Raw genomic sequence first — 17,588 nt, 5'->3', positions numbered from 1 at the left:
CTCAGATGCCGATCTCGCCGCCGTCCTTGCGGGTGATCACGACCGTCGCGGAGCGGGGGCGCTTCTTCACCGTCGGGTCGGCCTGGTTGGCCGGCCAGTAGCTGCCGAAGGTCTTGGCCGCCCAGTCCGGCGTCGTTTCCTCGCCCGGATGCTGCACGTTGAAGAACAGCGTCTTGTGGTCCGGCGTCATCGCGATGCCGGTGATCTCGCACTCCTTCGGGCCGACCAGGAAGCGGCGCAGCGTGTCGGCCGAGGCCTTGGCGCCGGCGCGGGTCTGCGTGCCGCCCGCGGCCGTGGCCACGCCGCCGTCGCCGACCTTGCCCGGCAGCGCCGCCAGCATCATGCAGTTGGTCACGTCGGTGTAGGCGCCGTCGTCGGTCTGGATCCACAGCATGCCGCGCTTGTCGAAGTACAGGCCGTCGGGGCTGGAGAAGTCGTTGACATCGGTGAGCGAGGACAGGTTGATGTCTGCGGCCGCATCGGCCTGCGCGCCGAACAGGTAGACGTCCCAGGTCATCTTGGTCACGTCGGCCGCGTCTTCCTTCCAGCGGATGATGTGGCCGTTCGGGTTGCCCTTCTGCGAGCTGGCGCCCTTCAGGTCCTCGTAGTAGCGCGGGTTCGCGGCGTCCGGCTTGAGCTGGCTGCCAGTCGGCGTCGCGGTGTTGGCCACGCGGTTGCTGTTGTTGGTCAGGGTCATGTAGACCTCGCCGTTGGTCGGATGCACCGCGCCCCATTCCGGCCGGTCCATCTTCGTGGCGCCGACGACGTCGCCCGCCAGGCGCGCGTTGATCAGCACGTCGCCCTGGTCGGCGAAGGCGTAGGTCGCGTTGGTCCCGTCCAGGCCGTTCTTGCCGAAGCTCAGTTCCACCCAGGTGCCGGTGCCGTCCGCATTGAACTTGGCGACGTACAGCGTGCCTTCGTCCAGGTACTTGGCGCCGGCGGCCATGCCCTTGCCGATGTCGGCCGCGTCCCAGTTGGCCTTGGAGACGAACTTGTAGATGTACTCGTTGCGCGAGTCGTCGCCCATGTAGATCACGATCGGCTTGCCGGCGACGGCTTCCGCCGGCCAGGCGCCTTCATGGTTGAAGCGGCCCAGCGCGGTGCGCTTGGCCGGCGTCGAGTCCGGCGCGAACGGGTCGATCTCCACCACCCAGCCGAAGGTGTTGATCGTGTTGCGGTAGTCGGCCGCGGCGGAGGCGCCGGTCACCGACGAGTTCCAGCGCGCAAACAGGTCGGCCGTGCCCGCGGTGTCCCACAGGTAGGGGCTCTTGCGGTTTTGCGGCAGGCCGTAGCGGTTGAGGCTGGACACCTCCTTGGCGCCGCCCGCCCGCAGCGCGTCATCGCCGGCGGCCCGGCTGATCACGTTGAGGTAGTTCTCCTCGCAGGTCAGGTAGGTCCCCCACGGCGTGTAGCCATTGGCGCAGTTGTTGTTGGTGCCGCGGGTCTGCACGCCGGTCGGGCTGAACAGCGTCTGCAGCAGCAGGTGGCCCTTGGCCGGGCCGGTGATGTCCATCGTCGTGGCCGAGGTCACGCGGCGGTTGTAGCGCGAGCCGCGCACCATCGTCGTGTTGGCGCCGTCGCGCTTGACCTCGACGACGCTGACGCCGTGCGCGTAGATCTCCTTCTCGACCTCGGTGGCGTTGCGCGTGGCGCCCGCGGCGCGGCCGGCGGGGTGCAGGCCGTAGGGCGCGACGACGTACTCGTGGTTCACCGCCAGCAGGCCGCGGTCCGAGCGCTTGGCGTCGAAGGCGCCGGCGTCGCTCATGCCGAACCAGTACATGCCGTCGTGGCCGTCACCGATGCGGCGGTTGTAGGAGTCGGCGGCCTCGGAGCCGTCGTCCTTCCAGGACTCGTCGCCGAAGTGCATCGGATCGCCCAGCGCGTGCAGGATGCTGACGTTGTAGCCCTCGGGCACCGTCACCAGGTCGTTCTTGTTCTTGGCGACCGCGGTGAAGCCGATCTTCAGCGCGGCCGGAGCGGGTGCCGGGGCGGGCGCAGGAGCCGGGGTGCTGTCATCGTCGCTGCCGCAGGCGCTCAGGAGCGAGCCGCCGAGCAGCGCCGCCGCGGTGGTACTGATGCCACCCTTCAGGGCGACGCGGCGCGACAGGCGCGCGGCGAGGATGTCGTCGAAATGGGGATTGGCGGACGGGTTGAGGACGGCATCCTCGTCGTACTCGTTGACGTCGGACTGGCTGGCCACGAGGTCGTGCTGCTTGCTCATTCTTGAAGGCTCCGCTGCAAATGAAAAGGCGGGCGGATTCTGCGAAGAGCAAGTGACGATGCTGTGAAATCGTCGTGAGGACGCTGTCCGGGGGAACGCGCGGGCGCAGGGCGCCCGGCGGGGGGTCAGCCGGGCGTGCCCGGGGTACCGGGAGACTCCGGCAGGTCGCGGGGCGCGCCGAACATGAAGCAGTCGATGAACACGAAATACATGGAGCAGAACTGGGCCGTGGCCAGCGCCATCACCAGCGGCACCGCCAGCACCTGCGCCAGGCCGGGCTGTCCCAGCAGCACGGCGAACAGGGTCAGCACGATCAGGCCGGCGAAGCTCAGCCCGATCCAGGCCACGCCGAACAGCGCATAGGCGCCCTTGTTGCGCCACAGGCCCAGCACCGACGAGAACAGCGACTGCATGACGCCCTGGCCGCCCCAGTGGATCAGCGCCGGGGCCAGGGTGAAGGGCACCAGCACCGCCATCAGCAGGACCATGCGCAGCAGCCCGCCGAAGAAGAGCATCGGATTGGCGGCCATGGCGGCCTCGATCGCGGCGTCGCTCTGGCCGCTCTGGCGCATCTCGAGCAGCGTCAGCAGCGCGCCGCCGTCCACCAGCAGCGACAGCGCGCCGGCGGCCATCAGGGACAGCGCGCAGGCCAGGCCCAGCAGCAGCTGGGCGCGGCGCCGCTCGGGCGTGAGCCGCAGCGGCTGCAGGAACACCGAGGCGGTGGGCGTCTGCGCCTGCAGCACCTGGTGGGCGGCCAGCATGAAGCCCAGCGACATCAGCGGCAGCGAGCCCGCCGACAGCACCTGCCCGATCAGCGGCACGAAGTTGATGGCGATGTTGAACAGCGCGAACAGGCCGAACAGGCCGATCAGCGCGATCGGCTTGCGCTGCAGCACCTTCAGTCCATGGCGCACCCACAGCAGGCCGTTGCGCGGCGGGACCGATTGGAGGTGCAGGATCATGGGAGGGACTCCAGCGCATGCCACGGCTTGGCGATGCGCTCGCGCAGGACGCGCTCGAAATGGGTGGGATCGTGGGGCTTGAGCAGGCTGGCCTCGCGGGGCAAATGGAAGTCCCACAGGCGGGAGATCCAGAAGCGCAGCGCGGCGGCGCGCAGCAGGCCCGGCAGCAGGCGGTGCTCGGCGCCGCTCAGCGGGCGCACCGACTCGTAGGCCTTGACGAAGGCGGTGGCGCGCTGCTCGTCCAGGCGGCCGCTGTCCAGGTCGATGCACCAGTCGTTCAGGCAGACGCACAGGTCGAACAGGAAGATGTCGACGCCGGCGAAGTAGAAGTCGAAGAAGCCGCTGAGCATCTCCCGGCCGGGCAGGCCGTCGAACATGACGTTGTCGCGGAACAGGTCGGCATGGATGGGGCCGCGCGGCAGCGCCGCGGCGCTGGGCGCGAGCTGTTCCTGGAAGGCGAGCTCGGCCTTGAGCAGCGCGGCCTGGTCCGGCGCCAGGTGCGGCAGCACCAGCGGCACGGTCTCGCGCCACCAGGGCAGGCCGCGCAGGTTGTCCTGGTGCAGCGGGAAATCCTGGCCGGCCAGGTGCATCCGGGCCAGGCCGGCGCCGACCTGCTCGCAGTGGAACTGGTCCGGCGCGAGCTGGTGGCCGCCGCGCAGCTTGTCCACGACCGCGGCCGGCTTGCCGGCGATCGTGTGCAGGATGCGGTCCTGCGCGTCGGGCTGCGGCGCGGGCACCGGCACCCCCTTGCGCGCCAGGTGCCGCATCAGCTCCAGGTAGAAGGGCAACTGCTCGAAGCTCAGGCGCTCGAAGATCGTCAGCACGTACTCGTGCGACTCGCCACCGCGGACGGTGGTGACGAAGTAGTTGGTGTTCTCGATGCCGGCGGTGATGCCCTTGAGCGCCTGCAGCTCGCCCAGGGCCAGGGTGTCCAGCAGCGCTTGCGCCTGCTCGGTCGAGACGTCGGTGAATACGGCCATGAAGGGGGAAAGGGAACGGACCGGGGGCCGACCCGCGCGGGTCGCGCCGGGGCGGTCAGAAATTGAAGAGGCGCCAGACCCGCGAGCCCGCGTTGCCGCGGTCGGCGCCCTGGCGGGTGGGGATGTCGCGACCGCCGTCGCCGAGCAGGATCTCGTACTCGGGCGCCTTGCTGTCCTTGTTCTTGACCACGACCTTTTGGGTCAGGCCCCGCACCCGGGTCTCCTCGATGCGGACCTTGTCGTCTTCGTTGACGAGCTGCTCGACCTTCACCTCGGGCACGTCGCGGAACTTCACCGTTTCGGCGGGCGCCGGGGCCGGGGGCGGCGCGTCGGCCGCGTGGACCTGGAGCGCGGTGGCGGCCAGGAGGGCGAACAGGGCGGCGTGGCGGGTGGTTTTCATGGTGGCGCCGATTCTATGCCCGCCTCCTCGAAAACCCTGTTCCCCCGGGCGAGGGGCCGCGTCAGGCGCAGGCTGCTGACACGGCGGATGGCGCGCGCCTGCAACAATGGCGGGATGAGCAAACCTCTGATGCTGCTGGTCGACGGTTCCAGCTACCTCTATCGCGCCTATCACGCCATGCCCGACCTGCGCGGGCCCGAGGGCCAGCCCACCGGCGCCATCCACGGCATGGTGGCGATGCTGAAGAAGCTGCGCGACGACTACGGCGCCGAGCACGCCGCCTGCGTCTTCGACGCCTCCGGCCCGACCTTCCGCGACGAGTGGTACCCCGAGTACAAGGCCCAGCGCGCCCCGATGCCCGACGACCTGCGGGCGCAGATCGACCCGATCCATGAGGTGGTGAAGCTGCTGGGCTGGCCGGTGCTGACCGTGCCCGGCATCGAGGCGGACGACTGCATCGGCACGCTGTCGCGGGTGGCGGCGCAGGCGGGGCACCAGGTGGTGATCTCGACCGGCGACAAGGACCTGGCGCAGCTGGTGACGCCGGATGTCTCGCTGATCAACACGATGAGCAACGAGAAGCTGGACGAGGCCGGCGTCGTGGCCAAGTTCGGCGTCCCGCCGGACCGGATCATCGACTACCTGACGCTGATGGGCGACACGGTCGACAACGTGCCCGGCGTCGAGAAGGTCGGTCCCAAGACCGCGGCCAAGTGGATCGGCGAGCATGGCTCGCTGGACGGCGTCATCGCCAACGCCGACAAGATCAAGGGCGTGGCCGGCGACAACCTGCGCAAGGCGCTGGACTGGCTGCCGATGGGCCGCAAGCTGGTGACTGTCAAGGTCGATTGCGACCTGTGCCTGCACGTGACCGGCTGGCCGGCGCTGGAGGCGCTCGCCTTCAATCCGGTCGACGAGGCGGGGCTGCTGGAGTTCTACGCGCGCAACGGCTTCAAGACCTGGAAGCGCGACCTGGAAGCCCGTCTCGGCGGCGAGGCGCCCAAGCGCGTCGCGCCGGAGGCGGACCTGGGCGGCGCGACTGCGCCCGACGCGTTCGCGCAGCATGCCCATCCGGCGATCCCCGTGGACAAGCGCTACGAGACCATCGTCGACCTGTCGCGCCTGGACGCCTGGATCGAGCAGCTGAACGCGGCCGAGCTGGCCGCCTTCGACACCGAGACCGATTCGCTCGACCCGATGCAGGCGCGCATCGTCGGCATCAGCTTCAGCGTCAAGCCGGGCGAGGCGGCCTACATCCCGCTGCGCCACGAAGGCCCCGACGCGCCCGAGCAGCTGCCGATGGACGAGGTGCTCGCCCGCCTGAAGCCGTGGTTCGAGGATCCGCTGAAGAAGAAGGTCGCCCAGAACGTCAAGTACGACACCCACGTGCTGGCCAACCACGGCATCGCGGTGCAGGGCACGGCCTACGACACGATGCTCGAGAGCTATGTGCTGGAGGCGCATCGCAGCCACGGCCTGGAGGCGCTGGCCGACCGCGTGCTGGGTCGCAAAGGGCTGAGCTACGAGGACCTGTGCGGCAAGGGCGCGCACCAGATCCCGTTCGCGCAGGTCGAGGTGGCGAAGGCGTCGGAGTACTCCTGCGAGGACTCCGAGATGTGCCTGCACGTGCACCAGACGCTGCTGCCGCGGCTGGAGGCGGACGCGGGACTGAAGTTCATCTACGAGCAGGTCGAGATGCCGGTGTCGGCGCTGCTGGCGCGCATCGAGCGCACCGGCGTGCTGATCGACGCCGCCAGGCTGCAGGCGCAGAGCGCCGACCTGGGCCAGCGCATGGTGGCCGCCGAGCAGGCGGCCTACGAGATCGCCGGCCAGCCCTTCAACATCGGCTCGCCCAAGCAGATCGGCGAGATCCTGTTCAACCGCCTGGGCCTGCCGGTGGTCAAGCGCACCGCCACTGGCGCGCCGTCCACCGACGAGGAGGTGCTGGAGAAGCTGTCGGCGGACTTCCCGCTGCCGGCCAAGATCCTCGAGTACCGCGCGCTGTCCAAGCTCAAGAGCACCTACACCGACAAGCTGCCGCTGATGGTCAACGCGAAGACGGGCCGGGTACACACGACCTACTCGCAGGCGGTGGCGGTGACGGGCCGGCTGTCCAGCAACGAGCCCAACCTGCAGAACATCCCCATCCGCACGGCGGACGGCCGCCGCGTGCGCGAGGCCTTCATCGCGCCGCCGGGCCATGTGATCGTGTCGGCGGACTACTCGCAGATCGAGCTGCGGATCATGGCGCACATGAGCGAGGACCCCGGCCTGCTCAAGGCTTTCCAGGAGGGCCAGGACGTGCACCGGGCGACGGCCGCGGAGGTCTTCGGCGGCGGGCTGGACGGGGTCACGCCGGAGCAGCGCCGTTATGCCAAGACGATCAACTTCGGCCTGATCTACGGCATGGGCGCGTTCGGTCTGGCGCAGTCGCTGGGCATCGAGCAGAAGGCGGCGAAGGATTACATCGACCGCTACTTCACCCGTTTCGCCGGCGTGCGCCAGTACATGGACGACACCAAGCAATTCGCCAAGGCGAAGGGCTATGTGGAGACGGTCTTCGGTCGCCGGCTGTGGCTGCCGGAGATCAATTCGGGCAACGCACCGCGGCGCAGCGGCGCCGAGCGCCAGGCCATCAACGCGCCGATGCAGGGCACGGCGGCTGACTTGATCAAGCTGGCGATGATCGCGGTGCAGCAGGCGCTGGACGAGCAGGGGAAGAAGACGCGCATCGTGATGCAGGTGCATGACGAGCTGGTCTTCGAGGTGCCGAACGAGGAGCTGGACTGGGTGAAGTCCGAGGTGCCGACGCTGATGGCTGGCGTTGCCGCGCTGAAGGTGCCGCTGCTGGCCGAAGTGGGTGTCGGCGCCAACTGGGACGAGGCGCACTGACGAAGAGCGCAGACGACGCAGGGGGTGCGACTCGGTGCATCGCGGGTTGCGGGACAGGCCCGAGGCCGTTGGTGCTGCGAGCTTCCAGAACTGACTGGGGCGCCGTCTGTCCGAGCAAAGCGAACCGCAGGTGAGCGGAGCGAGTTGGCGCCCTGCGAGCGGCGCCGACGGCCTCGGGCCTGTTCCGCAAGCCGTCGCTCATCAGCCTCCCCTAAGCGCTCAGCCGAAAGGGAGCGGTTAGCATCCACCCCCTATGAATTGGCCCTATGAGTTGCAGATCGGCTGGCGCTACACGCGAGCTGGGCGAGGGGGGCGCCGCAACCGCTTCATCTCCTTCATTTCTGGCGTGTCGATGTTTGGCATCGCGCTGGGTGTTGCCGCGTTGATCATCGTCCTCTCCGTGATGAACGGCTTCCAGAAGGAGGTGCGTTCGCGGATGTTGTCGGTGATCGCGCACGTGGAGTTGCTGAACGACAGCGGCGAGGGTTTGCCGGACTGGCGCGCCGTCGCCGATGCGGCGAAGAAGAATCCCGAGGTGGTTGCCGCCGCGCCGTTCGTCGCGGGCCAGGCGTTGATTGCGCGCGGTTCCGACATGCGCGGGACGATCGTGCGTGGCATCGACCCGGCCTTCGAGCCGGGGGTGACGCCGATCGCGGCGGAGCTGGCGAAGGAGGGTTTGCTGGCGCGCCTGGTGCCTGGCCAGTGGAACGTGATCCTGGGCGTGGAACTCGCGCGTCAATTGGGCGTGCAGCGGGGCGACAAGATCACGCTGGCGATTCCTTCGGGCCAGGTGACGCCGCTGGGCGTGCAGCCGACGCTGCGCCAGTTCACGCTGGTGGGTGTCTTCGAGGCGGGTCACTACGAGTACGACAGCGGCCTGGCGCTGATCCATGTGGCCGACGCCGCCAAGGTCTTCCGCACCGGCACGCCCAGCGGCGTGCAACTGAAGCTGCGCGACGTCCAGCAGGCGCGCGAGGTCGGCGCCCAGTTGCAGCGCCAGATGCTGCAGGACGGCCGCGCCATCTACGTGCGCGACTGGACCCGCACCAACGCGAACTGGTACGACGCGGTCCAGGTCGAGAAGCGGATGATGGGCATCATCCTGACCCTGATCGTGGCGGTCGCGGCCTTCAACCTGGTGTCGACGCTGGTGATGACGGTGACCGACAAGCAGGCTGACATCGCGATCCTGCGCACGCTGGGCGCGAGTCCGCGCTCGATCATGGGCGTGTTCATGATCCAGGGCGCGCTGGCCGGCGTGATCGGCACGCTGGGCGGCCTGGGCCTGGGCCTGGTGGTCGCGCACAACCTGGACGTGATCGTCCCCTTCATCGAGCGGCTGCTGCACACCACCTTCCTGCCGGCCAGCATCTACGTGATCAGCCACATGCCGAGCGATCCGCAGTGGTCGGACATCGTGCCGATCACCGTGACCTCGCTGATCCTGGCGTTCGTCGCGACGCTGTACCCGAGCTGGCGTGCCAGCCGCGTCCAACCGGCGGAGGCGCTGCGTTATGAATGAGGGGAAGGACATGAAGCCGGCAGTGGCCGCCGCCGCGCGGATTCCCGCCGGGCAGGTGGTGCTGCAGGGCCTGGGCCTGGGCAAGCGCTTCGTCGAGGGACCGCTCGACGTGCAGGTCTTCCACGGCCTGGATCTCACGGTGAAGGCCGGCGAGACGCTGGCGGTGCTGGGCGCGTCGGGCTCCGGCAAGAGCACGCTGCTGCACCTGCTCGGCGGGCTGGACAAGCCGTCCGCCGGCCGGGTCGAGCTGATGGGACGGGACCTGGGCTCGCTCGGCGAGCAGGCGCGCGGCGAGTGGCGCAACCAGCACCTGGGATTCATCTACCAATTCCACCACCTGCTGCCGGAATTCAGCGCGCTGGACAACGTCGCGATGCCGCTGCGCATCCGCCGGGTGCCGCAGGAGCAGGCGCGGGAGCAGGCGGCCCGGGTGCTGTCGCGCGTCGGCCTGGGCGCGCGGGTGCAGCACCGGCCCGGCGAACTGTCCGGCGGCGAGCGCCAGCGCGTGGCCATCGCCCGCGCGCTGGTCACCGGCCCGGCCTGCGTGCTGGCCGACGAGCCCACCGGCAACCTGGACCGCAGCACCGCGGCGACGGTCTTCGACCTGATGCTGGAGATGGCCCGTGAGCTGGGCACCGCCTTCGTGATGGTCACGCACGACCAGGACCTGGCGATGCGCTGCGAGCACCAGCGCCGCCTGGTGGGCGGCGCGCTGCAGCCGCTGCAGCCGACGACAACCTGAGCCGGGCGACGCAGCCCGGCATCGAGGCTGGGTTGCCCGATCGCGAGGCATGCGGCCCGGGGCCGCCCCGGGCCGCGGCGGCCGCTGGATTACGATGCGCGGCATCATGACCGCCTCGACGCATTCCCCTGACGCCCCGTCCACCCGCTTCATCCTGAAGCTCAGTTGCCCCGACCAGGCCGGCATCGTCCACGCCGTCACCGGCGTCCTGCTGGAGCAGGGCGCCAACATCCTGACCTCGGCCCAGCACGGCGACGCCGACCACCGCCGCTTCTTCATGCGGATCGAGTTCGAGTGCGCCACGCCCCGTCCCGCCGCCGCCCTGCGCGAGGCCTTCGCCCCGCTGGCCGGCCGGCTGGCGATGGACTGGGAACTGGTCGACGCGCAGCGCAAGACGCGCGTGCTGCTGCTGGTGTCCAAGCTCGGACACTGCCTGAACGACCTGCTGTTCCGCGTGCAGACCGGCCACCTGGCGATCGAGATCCCGGCCATCGTCTCCAACCATCGCGACTTCTATCAGCTGGCCGCCTCGCACGACATCCCCTTCCACCACCTGCCGCTGCTGCACGCGACCGACGAGCAGAAGCAGGCCCAGGAGCGCAAGATCCGCGATCTGATCGAGGAGCAGCAGATCGACCTGGTCGTGCTGGCGCGCTACATGCAGATCCTGTCGCCGGAGATGTGCCGCTTCCTGGAAGGCCGGGCGATCAACATCCATCACAGCTTCCTGCCCAGCTTCAAGGGCGCGCGCCCGTACCACCAGGCCCATGAGCGCGGCGTCAAGCTGATCGGCGCGACCGCGCACTACGTGACCTCCGACCTCGACGAGGGCCCGATCATCGAGCAGGACGTGGCCCGCATCGACCACTCGATGACGCCGGACCAGCTGGTGGCCATCGGCCGCGACACCGAATGCGTGACGCTCGCCCGAGCGATCCAGTGGCATGCCGAACACCGCGTGCTGCTCAACGGCCACCGCACGGTGGTCTTCCGCTGAGCGGTCCCCGGACCGCGCCGCCGTCGGTGGAGCCCCGCGGACCCATGTGGACCGACACCCATTGCCACCTCGACGCGTCGGAGTTCGACGCGGATCGTGACGCCGTCGTGGCGCGCGCCCGCGCGGCCGGGGTGTCGCAGATCGTGATCCCGGCGGTGGTCGCCGGCAACTTCGAGCGGGTGAGGGCGTTGGCGCACGCGCAGGGGTTCAGCTACGCGCTCGGGATCCATCCGCTCTACGTGATGCAGGCGCGCGAGGACGACCTCGGGCGGCTCGACCGGATGCTCGCCGAGTGCCGCGACGATCCGCGGCTGGTCGGCATCGGCGAGATCGGGCTGGACTTCTTCGTCAAGGACCTGGACGAGGCCAGGCAGCGGTTCTTCTACCTGGAGCAGCTGAAGCTCGCGAAGCGCCACGGGCTGCCGGTCATCCTGCATGTGCGCCGCAGCGCGGACCCGCTGCTTGCCGGCTTGCGCCGCATCGGCCTGGAGACCGGCGGCATCGGCCATGCCTTCAACGGCAGCCGGCAGCAGGCGGACGCCTTCCTCGCGCTGGGCTTCAAGCTGGGCTTCGGCGGCACGGTGACCTTCGACCGCTCGCTGCAGATCCGCCGCCTGGCGGCCGAGCTGCCGGAAGAGGCGCTCGTCGTCGAGACCGACGCGCCCGACATCCCGCCGCACTGGCTGTATCGCACCGCCGAGGAGCGCGCCGCCGGCGCGAGCTCGCGCAACGAGCCGGGCGAGCTGCCGCGCATCGGTGCGTGCCTGGCCGGGTTGCGCGGCTGGACGCCAGAGCAGGCCGCCGCGATCACCACGCGCAATGCGCACGCCGCGCTGCCGCGGCTGGCCGCGCTCCTGCCATCCAATGGCTGACGCGGGCGCCGCCTTCGACGCGACACGCTGGCAGGGCCTGGCGCCGGTGCATGCGCCCGACGCCGAATGGCTGCTGCTGGGCAGCTTTCCCGGCGTGGCCTCGCTGCGCGCGCAGCAGTACTACGGCCATCCGCGCAACCAGTTCTGGCGCCTGGTCGGCGAGGTCTTCGGCGTCGACCTCGTCGCCATGGGCTACGCGGAACGCCTGGCCGCGCTGCGCGCGCATCGCATCGCCGTCTGGGACGTCATCACCGAGACCGAGCGCGCCGGCAGCCTCGACAGCGCGATCCGCAATCCCTTCGCCAGCGACCTGGGGCGACTGATCGCGCAACTGCCGGCGCTGCGCACGATCGGCTTCAATGGCGGCACCGCGTTGCGTTTCGGGCTCCGGCAGCTCGGCCCGCTTGCAGCCCGTTACCGCGTCCTGGGGCTGCCCAGCTCCAGCCCCGCCTACACGATGCCCTACGATGACAAGCTTCGCGCCTGGCGGGAACTCGCCGGGCCTTCGAACGACACCTGAGCACAGCGCGGGCCCCCGAGGACCCGGCATGGGAACGACAGCCGTGAGCAAGCACCGGGACTCGAAGAACAACAAGGGCGGCAGAAAGACCGAGTGGGTCGAGGCGACGCTGAGCGAATTCGACGGCGTGCGCTTCCTGCATCTGGACTCGATCTGGGTCCAGGGCGCGATGCGGGTCAAGAAGCCGGAGAAGCTGGAGCTGGAATACGTCCAGCGCATGATGGCCTGGATGCTCTGGCGCGACACCCGCGAGATGACCCAGGGCCAGGCGGTGCAGCTGGGCCTGGGCGCCGGCGCGCTGACGCGCTTCTGCCGCAAGCAGCTGAAGATGAAGACCACCGCGGTCGAGATCAACCCGACCGTCATCAGCGCCAACCGGCACTGGTTCCACCTGCCCGACGACGACGAGCGGCTGCGGGTGCTCAACGAGGACGCCGGCCAGTGGGTGGCCGACGCGGCGAACTGGGGCATGGCGCAGGTGCTGAACGTCGACCTCTACGACCACGAGGCGGCGGCGCCGGTGCTGGACGATGAAGCCTTCTACGCGGACTGCCGTCGCGTGCTGGCCGACGGCGGGCTCATGACGGTGAACCTGTTCGGCCGCAGCGCCAGCTTCGCGCGCAGCGCGGCGCGGATCGCCAAGGTGTTCGGCACCGACCAGGTCTGGCACCTGACGCCGACCCGTGAGGGCAACACCATCGTCGTGGCCGCGCGCGGCGTCGAGGTGCCGACCCGCGAGGTGATCGAGCAGCGCGCCGACCACATCGAGGCCAGACACGAGCTGCCGGCGCGCAAATGGCTGAAGCTGGTGCGGCCGCTGCCGATGAACGTGATCCAGCAACTCCACGCGGCTTCCGCCGCCGCGGACTCCGGCGAGTGACCATGAAGCACACCCCGTCGACCAGCGCCAAGGACAAGGGCGCGCCGGCCGCCAGCCCGGCGCCATCCACCGCGCCAATGACTGCGACAACAAGCGCGCCAACGAGCGTGCCGCGCCCGCCGGCGAGCGCCCCCGGGCCCGCCAAGCCCAAGGCCGCCGAGGGCGGCGGCCAGCGCCTCGAGTGGCGCCAGCTGCTGCACTGGCTCGCGGAGGATGGCGTCATCGACGCCGAGCAGGTCCAGCGCACCGAGGCCCGCTTCGGCGCGAGCCACAGCGCGCAGCATCCGCTGATCCGGCTGGGCAACGCCGGCCTGACCCGCGCGGCCAACGGCCGGCCGCTGGACATCGAGGCGCTCACCGAATGGCTGGCCGGCCGCCTGAAGCTGCCGTATGTCCGCATCGACCCGCTCAAGGTCGACGTGGGCCGCGTCGCCGACGTGATGTCCGCCAGCTACGCCGAGGCCCGGCGCTGCCTGCCCATCCTGGTCGGCCTGACTGACGTGACCATCGCCACCGCGGAGCCGCTGGAGGCCGGCTGGGTGCCGCAGATCGAGTCCCACACCCGCAAGCGGGTGAAGCTGGTCCTGGCCAATCCGCAGGAGATCTCGCGCTTCACGACCGAGTTCTTCACGCTGGCCCGGTCGGTGCGCGCGGCGACGAAGAGCGGGGAGGTCAACCAGCCGGCCAGCTTCGAGCAACTGGTCGAGCTGGGCCGCAGCAACCGCCAGCTCGACGCCAACGACCAGGGCGTGGTGCAGGTGGTGGACTGGCTCTGGCAGTACGCCTTCGACCAGCGCGCCAGCGACATCCACCTGGAACCGCGCCGCGAGATGGGCGTGATCCGCTTCCGCATCGACGGCGTGCTGCACACCGTCTACCAGCTGCCGCCCTCGGTGATGAGCGCGATGACCGCGCGCATCAAGCTGCTCGGCCGCATGGACGTGGTGGAGAAGCGCCGCCCGCTCGACGGCCGCATCAAGACGCGCAATCCGGCCGGCGAGGAAGTGGAAATGCGGCTGTCGACCCTGCCCACCGCCTTCGGCGAAAAGATGGTGATGCGGATCTTCGACCCCGACACGGCGGTCAAGGATTTGGCCCAGCTCGGGTTCTCCGGCCACGACGCCGAGCGCTGGACCCGCCTGACGGCGCGTCCGCACGGGATCATCCTGGTCACCGGCCCGACGGGCAGCGGCAAGACCTCGACGCTGTATTCGACGCTCAAGCGCCTGGCCACCGAGGAGGTCAACGTCTGCACCGTCGAGGACCCGATCGAGATGATCGAGCCGGCGTTCAACCAGTCGCAGGTGCAGCCCGCCATCGATTTCAATTTCGCCGAGGGCCTGCGCGCGCTGATGCGCCAGGATCCGGACATCATCATGGTCGGCGAGATCCGCGACCTGGAGACCGCCGAGATGGCGATCCAGGCCTCGCTGACCGGCCACCTGGTGTTCTCGACGCTGCACACCAACGATTCCGCGTCGGCCATCACCCGGATGGTGGACCTGGGCGTGCCGAACTACCTGATCGACGCGACGGTGATCGGCGTGCTGGCCCAGCGCCTGGTGCGGACCCTGTGCCCCAGCTGCAAGGCGCCGGATCCCGAGGTCACGCGGGAGTCGCTCAACGAGATGCTCAAGCCGTGGCGCCTGAACGGCGGCGTCAAGCCGTACCGGCCGGTCGGCTGCCTGGATTGCCGCAACACCGGCTACCGCGGCCGCGCCGGCCTGTACGAGCTGCTGCTGATGTCCGACAGCGTGCGCAAGCATCTGCACCCCAATACCGACATGTCGGCGCTGCGCCGGCAGGCGCTCCAGGAAGGCCTGCGCCCGCTGCGCCTGGCCGGCGCCATGAAGGTCGCTGAAGGCCTCACCACGATGGAAGAGGTCCTGCGCAGCACGCCCACCTGGGAAAACTGAGCGGCGGACGTCGCGCGGACGCCCCTCGCTCATGGGGCGGGTAAGTCCCCGCAGACAGCGCGCGGGCCCCATGCCTACGGGGGTGTGAAGCTCCCCGCATGGGCGGGGCGAGGGGCGGTGTGGTCCATTACGTGATAACCACAGAGCCTGGAGGGGGCTCGATTCCTAGAATCGCCGCCATTCATGCCGCTAGAGGTTCCCTCGATGAAGATCAAGAGTCAACGCGACTTCTGGTCAGGGCTGATGTTCGTGGTCGTTGGCGTCGCGTTCGCGTGGGGCTCGGCAGTGAACTACAGCTTTGGCTCCTCGGCCCGCCCCGGGCCCGCCTACTTCCCGTTCGGATTGGGCATCCTGCTCGCGCTGCTTGGCGCGGTGGTGCTGTTCAAGGCGCTGACGATCGAGTCGGAGGGCGGCCAGCCGGTCGGCGCCTTCGCCTGGAAGCCGCTGCTGATCGTGGTGGGCTCGATCGTGCTGTTCGGCTTCGCGCTGCCGCGGCTGGGCATGGTCGTCACGCTGCCGCTGCTCATCACCTGCGTCTCCTTCGCCAGCGATGAATTCCACTGGCGCGACGCGCTGCTCAGCAGCGTGGTCCTGACCATCGGCAGCTGGGGCATCTTTGTTTGGGGTCTGAACCTGGTGATCCCTGTCTGGCCCACCTTCCTGGGCGGCTGAGGAGACCCACATGGATCTGATCAACAACCTGATACTGGGGTTCGGCACCGCGTTCACGCTGCAGAACCTGCTTTATGCCTTCGGCGGCGCGGTGCTGGGCACGCTGATCGGCGTGCTGCCCGGCCTCGGCCCGGTCGCGACGATCGCGATGCTGCTGCCCTCGATCTATTCGCTGGACGCGACGCCGGCGCTGATCATGCTTGCCGGCATCTACTACGGCGCGCAGTACGGCGGCTCCACCACCGCGATCCTGATCAACGTGCCCGGCGAATCGTCGTCCGTGGTGACCGCGATCGACGGCTACCAGATGGCCCGCCAGGGCCGGGCGGGCGCCGCGCTGGCGGCCGCCGGCCTGGGGTCGTTTTTCGCCGGCTGCGTGGGCACGGTCGTCATCGCGGCCTTCGCCCCGCCGCTGACCGAGCTGGCCTTCAAGTTCGGTCCCGCCGAGTACTTCTCGCTGATGGTGCTGGGCTTGATCGGCGCGGTCGTGCTGGCTTCGGGGTCGCTGGTCAAGGCGATCGCGATGATCCTGCTGGGCCTGCTGCTCGGACAGATCAACACCGACGTCATTTCCGGCACGCCGCGCTTCTCGTTCGACATCCCCGAGCTGACCGACGGCATCAACTTCGTCGTGATCGCGATGGGCATCTTCGGCTTCGGCGAGATCATCGCGAACCTGGGCCAGCCGGCCGAGCATCGCGAGGTCTTCACCAAGAGCGTGAAGGGCCTGTGGCCGACCAAGCAGGACTTCCACGACGCCTGGCCGGCGGTGCTGCGCGGCACCACGCTGGGCTCGGTGCTGGGCGTGCTGCCCGGTGGCGGCGCGCTGCTGTCCTCGTTCGCGGCCTACACGCTGGAGAAGAAGCTCTCCAAGCACCCGGAGAAGTTCGGCAAGGGCGCCATCCAGGGTGTAGCGGGTCCGGAGTCGGCGAACAACGCCGGCGCGCAGACCTCCTTCATCCCCATGCTGACGCTGGGTATCCCGCCCAACGCGGTGATGGCGCTGATGGTGGGCGCGATGACCATCAAGGGCATCCAGCCCGGCCCGCAGGTCATGACCAGCAACCCGGAACTGTTCTGGGGGCTGATTGCCTCGATGTGGGTCGGCAACCTGATGCTGGTGATCCTGAACCTGCCGCTGATCGGCATCTGGATCAAGCTGCTGACGGTGCCCTACCGCTTCCTGTTCCCGGCCATCGTCGTGTTCTGCTGCATCGGCACCTACACGCTGAACAACAACAACTTCGACGTGTTCATGACGGCGGCCTTCGCGGTGGTGGGCTACATCTTCTACAAGCTGAGCTGCGAACCCGCGCCGCTGCTGCTGGGCTTCATCCTCGGCCCGATGATGGAGGAGAACCTGCGCCGCGCGCTGCTGCTGTCGCGGGGCGACTGGAGCACCTTCCTGTCCCGGCCGTTGTCCGCCGGCTTGCTGATCGCGGCGGCGCTGATGGTGGTCGTCGTGATGCTGCCTTCCATCAAGAACAAGCGCGAGGAAGCGTTCCAGGACGCGGACTGAGTTCCGCTTCCGACATTGCCTCCTTGGAAAGACCCGCTTCGGCGGGTCTTTTTCATTGAGCGGTGAGGGCTCGGCACGGTGCGACAAGGACTTGGCGGCGATTCGTGCGAGGCGCGGCCAGTCGTCAACAACTTTCCTTTGTAGTCCTTGTGAGCCGTTCTTTTGCTGTGCTACAGTCGCGGTCTTCGCTGCACAGACATCTGTCTCGCAGCGAATCCCCCGGAGGAACTGCTGGGGATGTCGGATGAATGGCCGGGCTTGTCCCGGTTTTCATTTGGTGGCGAGATTCTCGCAGTCGACGCTGAAAATAATTTCGCAGACTGCTTGACGGATTCAAAAAGAATCGTTCATAATCTCGCTTCTGCGCTGCTGACGACAAATCAGCGACGCGACGGAGCTGGCGAAAGCGGCTTCGATGTTCTTTAAGAATTTACAGCCGATAAGCGTGGGCGTCTGAACGAGCGACCTGAGAAGGTTAAATCTTTAGACGCTC

Annotated in this window: 14 protein-coding genes; 10 read left to right on the top strand and 4 right to left on the bottom strand. The window is 68.9% G+C overall.

Features of this window, described 5'->3' with window-relative positions:
- Position 1: 1 nt before the first annotated feature.
- From FHT37_RS12170 to FHT37_RS12155, 4 genes are all read right to left on the bottom strand, one after another.
- The gene (locus FHT37_RS12170; RefSeq protein WP_183481622.1) at positions 2-2,221 is read right to left on the bottom strand and encodes a PhoX family phosphatase; all 2,220 of its coding nucleotides are present in this window, start codon (positions 2,219-2,221) and stop codon (positions 2-4) included.
- A 125-nt stretch (positions 2,222-2,346) separates the two neighbouring features.
- The gene (locus tag FHT37_RS12165; protein WP_091725401.1) at positions 2,347-3,183 is read right to left on the bottom strand and encodes a BPSS1780 family membrane protein; all 837 of its coding nucleotides are present in this window, start codon (positions 3,181-3,183) and stop codon (positions 2,347-2,349) included.
- Positions 3,180-4,163 carry a homoserine kinase gene (locus FHT37_RS12160; RefSeq protein WP_091725398.1) on the bottom strand — a complete coding sequence of 328 codons (984 nt, stop codon included), beginning with the start codon at positions 4,161-4,163 and terminating at the stop codon, positions 3,180-3,182. Before FHT37_RS12160 ends, FHT37_RS12165 begins: the two co-directional genes overlap by 4 nt.
- A 55-nt stretch (positions 4,164-4,218) precedes the next feature.
- The gene (locus FHT37_RS12155; protein WP_183481619.1) at positions 4,219-4,563 is read right to left on the bottom strand and encodes a hypothetical protein; all 345 of its coding nucleotides are present in this window, start codon (positions 4,561-4,563) and stop codon (positions 4,219-4,221) included.
- A 114-nt stretch (positions 4,564-4,677) separates the two neighbouring features.
- Here FHT37_RS12155 and polA point away from each other — a divergent pair, with 114 nt between their 5' ends.
- The 10 genes from polA to FHT37_RS12105 all read left to right on the top strand — a co-directional run bounded on the left by polA (position 4,678) and on the right by FHT37_RS12105 (position 17,095).
- The gene (polA, locus tag FHT37_RS12150) at positions 4,678-7,455 is read left to right on the top strand and encodes a DNA polymerase I (protein ID WP_183481616.1); all 2,778 of its coding nucleotides are present in this window, start codon (positions 4,678-4,680) and stop codon (positions 7,453-7,455) included.
- Between the two features lie 253 nt (positions 7,456-7,708).
- Complete coding sequence (locus tag FHT37_RS12145; protein ID WP_183481613.1) at positions 7,709-8,977, top strand: lipoprotein-releasing ABC transporter permease subunit; 1,269 nt, start codon at positions 7,709-7,711, stop codon at positions 8,975-8,977.
- Between the two features lie 10 nt (positions 8,978-8,987).
- Positions 8,988-9,719, top strand: coding sequence for an ABC transporter ATP-binding protein (locus FHT37_RS12140; RefSeq protein ID WP_255489623.1), 732 nt, complete (start codon positions 8,988-8,990; stop codon positions 9,717-9,719).
- Between the two features lie 106 nt (positions 9,720-9,825).
- On the top strand, positions 9,826-10,716 hold the full coding sequence (gene purU / locus FHT37_RS12135; protein ID WP_091731323.1) for a formyltetrahydrofolate deformylase: 891 nt from the start codon (positions 9,826-9,828) through the stop codon (positions 10,714-10,716).
- Between the two features lie 44 nt (positions 10,717-10,760).
- Positions 10,761-11,588 (top strand): TatD family hydrolase, encoded by an 828-nt coding sequence (locus tag FHT37_RS12130; RefSeq protein WP_183481605.1) that lies wholly within the window; start codon positions 10,761-10,763, stop codon positions 11,586-11,588.
- The gene (locus FHT37_RS12125) at positions 11,581-12,108 is read left to right on the top strand and encodes a DNA-deoxyinosine glycosylase (RefSeq protein WP_091731318.1); all 528 of its coding nucleotides are present in this window, start codon (positions 11,581-11,583) and stop codon (positions 12,106-12,108) included. The genes FHT37_RS12130 and FHT37_RS12125 overlap by 8 nt, the downstream gene beginning before the upstream one ends.
- A gap of 43 nt (positions 12,109-12,151) precedes the next feature.
- On the top strand, positions 12,152-12,988 hold the full coding sequence (locus tag FHT37_RS12120) for a spermidine synthase (RefSeq protein ID WP_310739744.1): 837 nt from the start codon (positions 12,152-12,154) through the stop codon (positions 12,986-12,988).
- A gap of 77 nt (positions 12,989-13,065) precedes the next feature.
- A complete protein-coding gene (locus tag FHT37_RS12115) occupies positions 13,066-14,904 on the top strand; it encodes a GspE/PulE family protein (RefSeq protein ID WP_183482961.1) in 1,839 nt (612 codons plus the stop codon).
- Between the two features lie 204 nt (positions 14,905-15,108).
- The gene (locus tag FHT37_RS12110) at positions 15,109-15,576 is read left to right on the top strand and encodes a tripartite tricarboxylate transporter TctB family protein (RefSeq protein WP_147241798.1); all 468 of its coding nucleotides are present in this window, start codon (positions 15,109-15,111) and stop codon (positions 15,574-15,576) included.
- 10 nt (positions 15,577-15,586) lie between these two features.
- On the top strand, positions 15,587-17,095 hold the full coding sequence (locus tag FHT37_RS12105; RefSeq protein WP_091725382.1) for a tripartite tricarboxylate transporter permease: 1,509 nt from the start codon (positions 15,587-15,589) through the stop codon (positions 17,093-17,095).
- Positions 17,096-17,588 lie beyond the last annotated feature (493 nt).

Source organism: Mitsuaria sp. BK037 (genome assembly GCF_014193045.1).
Classification (GTDB): Bacteria; Pseudomonadota; Gammaproteobacteria; order Burkholderiales; family Burkholderiaceae_C; genus Roseateles.
This window is presented reverse-complemented; position numbering and strand designations above follow the sequence as displayed.

What these genes read in the sequence shown, in the direction of transcription:
- purU (WP_091731323.1), top strand. Translation starts at nt 9,826, where the DNA reads ATGACCGCCTCGACGCATTCCCCTGACGCCCCGTCCACCCGCTTCATC.
- FHT37_RS12145 (WP_183481613.1), top strand. Translation starts at nt 7,709, where the DNA reads ATGAATTGGCCCTATGAGTTGCAGATCGGCTGGCGCTACACGCGAGCT.
- FHT37_RS12125 (WP_091731318.1), top strand. Translation starts at nt 11,581, where the DNA reads ATGGCTGACGCGGGCGCCGCCTTCGACGCGACACGCTGGCAGGGCCTG.
- FHT37_RS12170 (WP_183481622.1), bottom strand. Translation starts at nt 2,221, where the DNA reads ATGAGCAAGCAGCACGACCTCGTGGCCAGCCAGTCCGACGTCAACGAG.
- FHT37_RS12155 (WP_183481619.1), bottom strand. Translation starts at nt 4,563, where the DNA reads ATGAAAACCACCCGCCACGCCGCCCTGTTCGCCCTCCTGGCCGCCACC.
- FHT37_RS12165 (WP_091725401.1), bottom strand. Translation starts at nt 3,183, where the DNA reads ATGATCCTGCACCTCCAATCGGTCCCGCCGCGCAACGGCCTGCTGTGG.
- FHT37_RS12115 (WP_183482961.1), top strand. Translation starts at nt 13,066, where the DNA reads ATGACTGCGACAACAAGCGCGCCAACGAGCGTGCCGCGCCCGCCGGCG.
- FHT37_RS12140 (WP_255489623.1), top strand. Translation starts at nt 8,988, where the DNA reads ATGAAGCCGGCAGTGGCCGCCGCCGCGCGGATTCCCGCCGGGCAGGTG.
- FHT37_RS12110 (WP_147241798.1), top strand. Translation starts at nt 15,109, where the DNA reads ATGAAGATCAAGAGTCAACGCGACTTCTGGTCAGGGCTGATGTTCGTG.
- FHT37_RS12130 (WP_183481605.1), top strand. Translation starts at nt 10,761, where the DNA reads ATGTGGACCGACACCCATTGCCACCTCGACGCGTCGGAGTTCGACGCG.
- FHT37_RS12105 (WP_091725382.1), top strand. Translation starts at nt 15,587, where the DNA reads ATGGATCTGATCAACAACCTGATACTGGGGTTCGGCACCGCGTTCACG.
- FHT37_RS12160 (WP_091725398.1), bottom strand. Translation starts at nt 4,163, where the DNA reads ATGGCCGTATTCACCGACGTCTCGACCGAGCAGGCGCAAGCGCTGCTG.
- polA (WP_183481616.1), top strand. Translation starts at nt 4,678, where the DNA reads ATGAGCAAACCTCTGATGCTGCTGGTCGACGGTTCCAGCTACCTCTAT.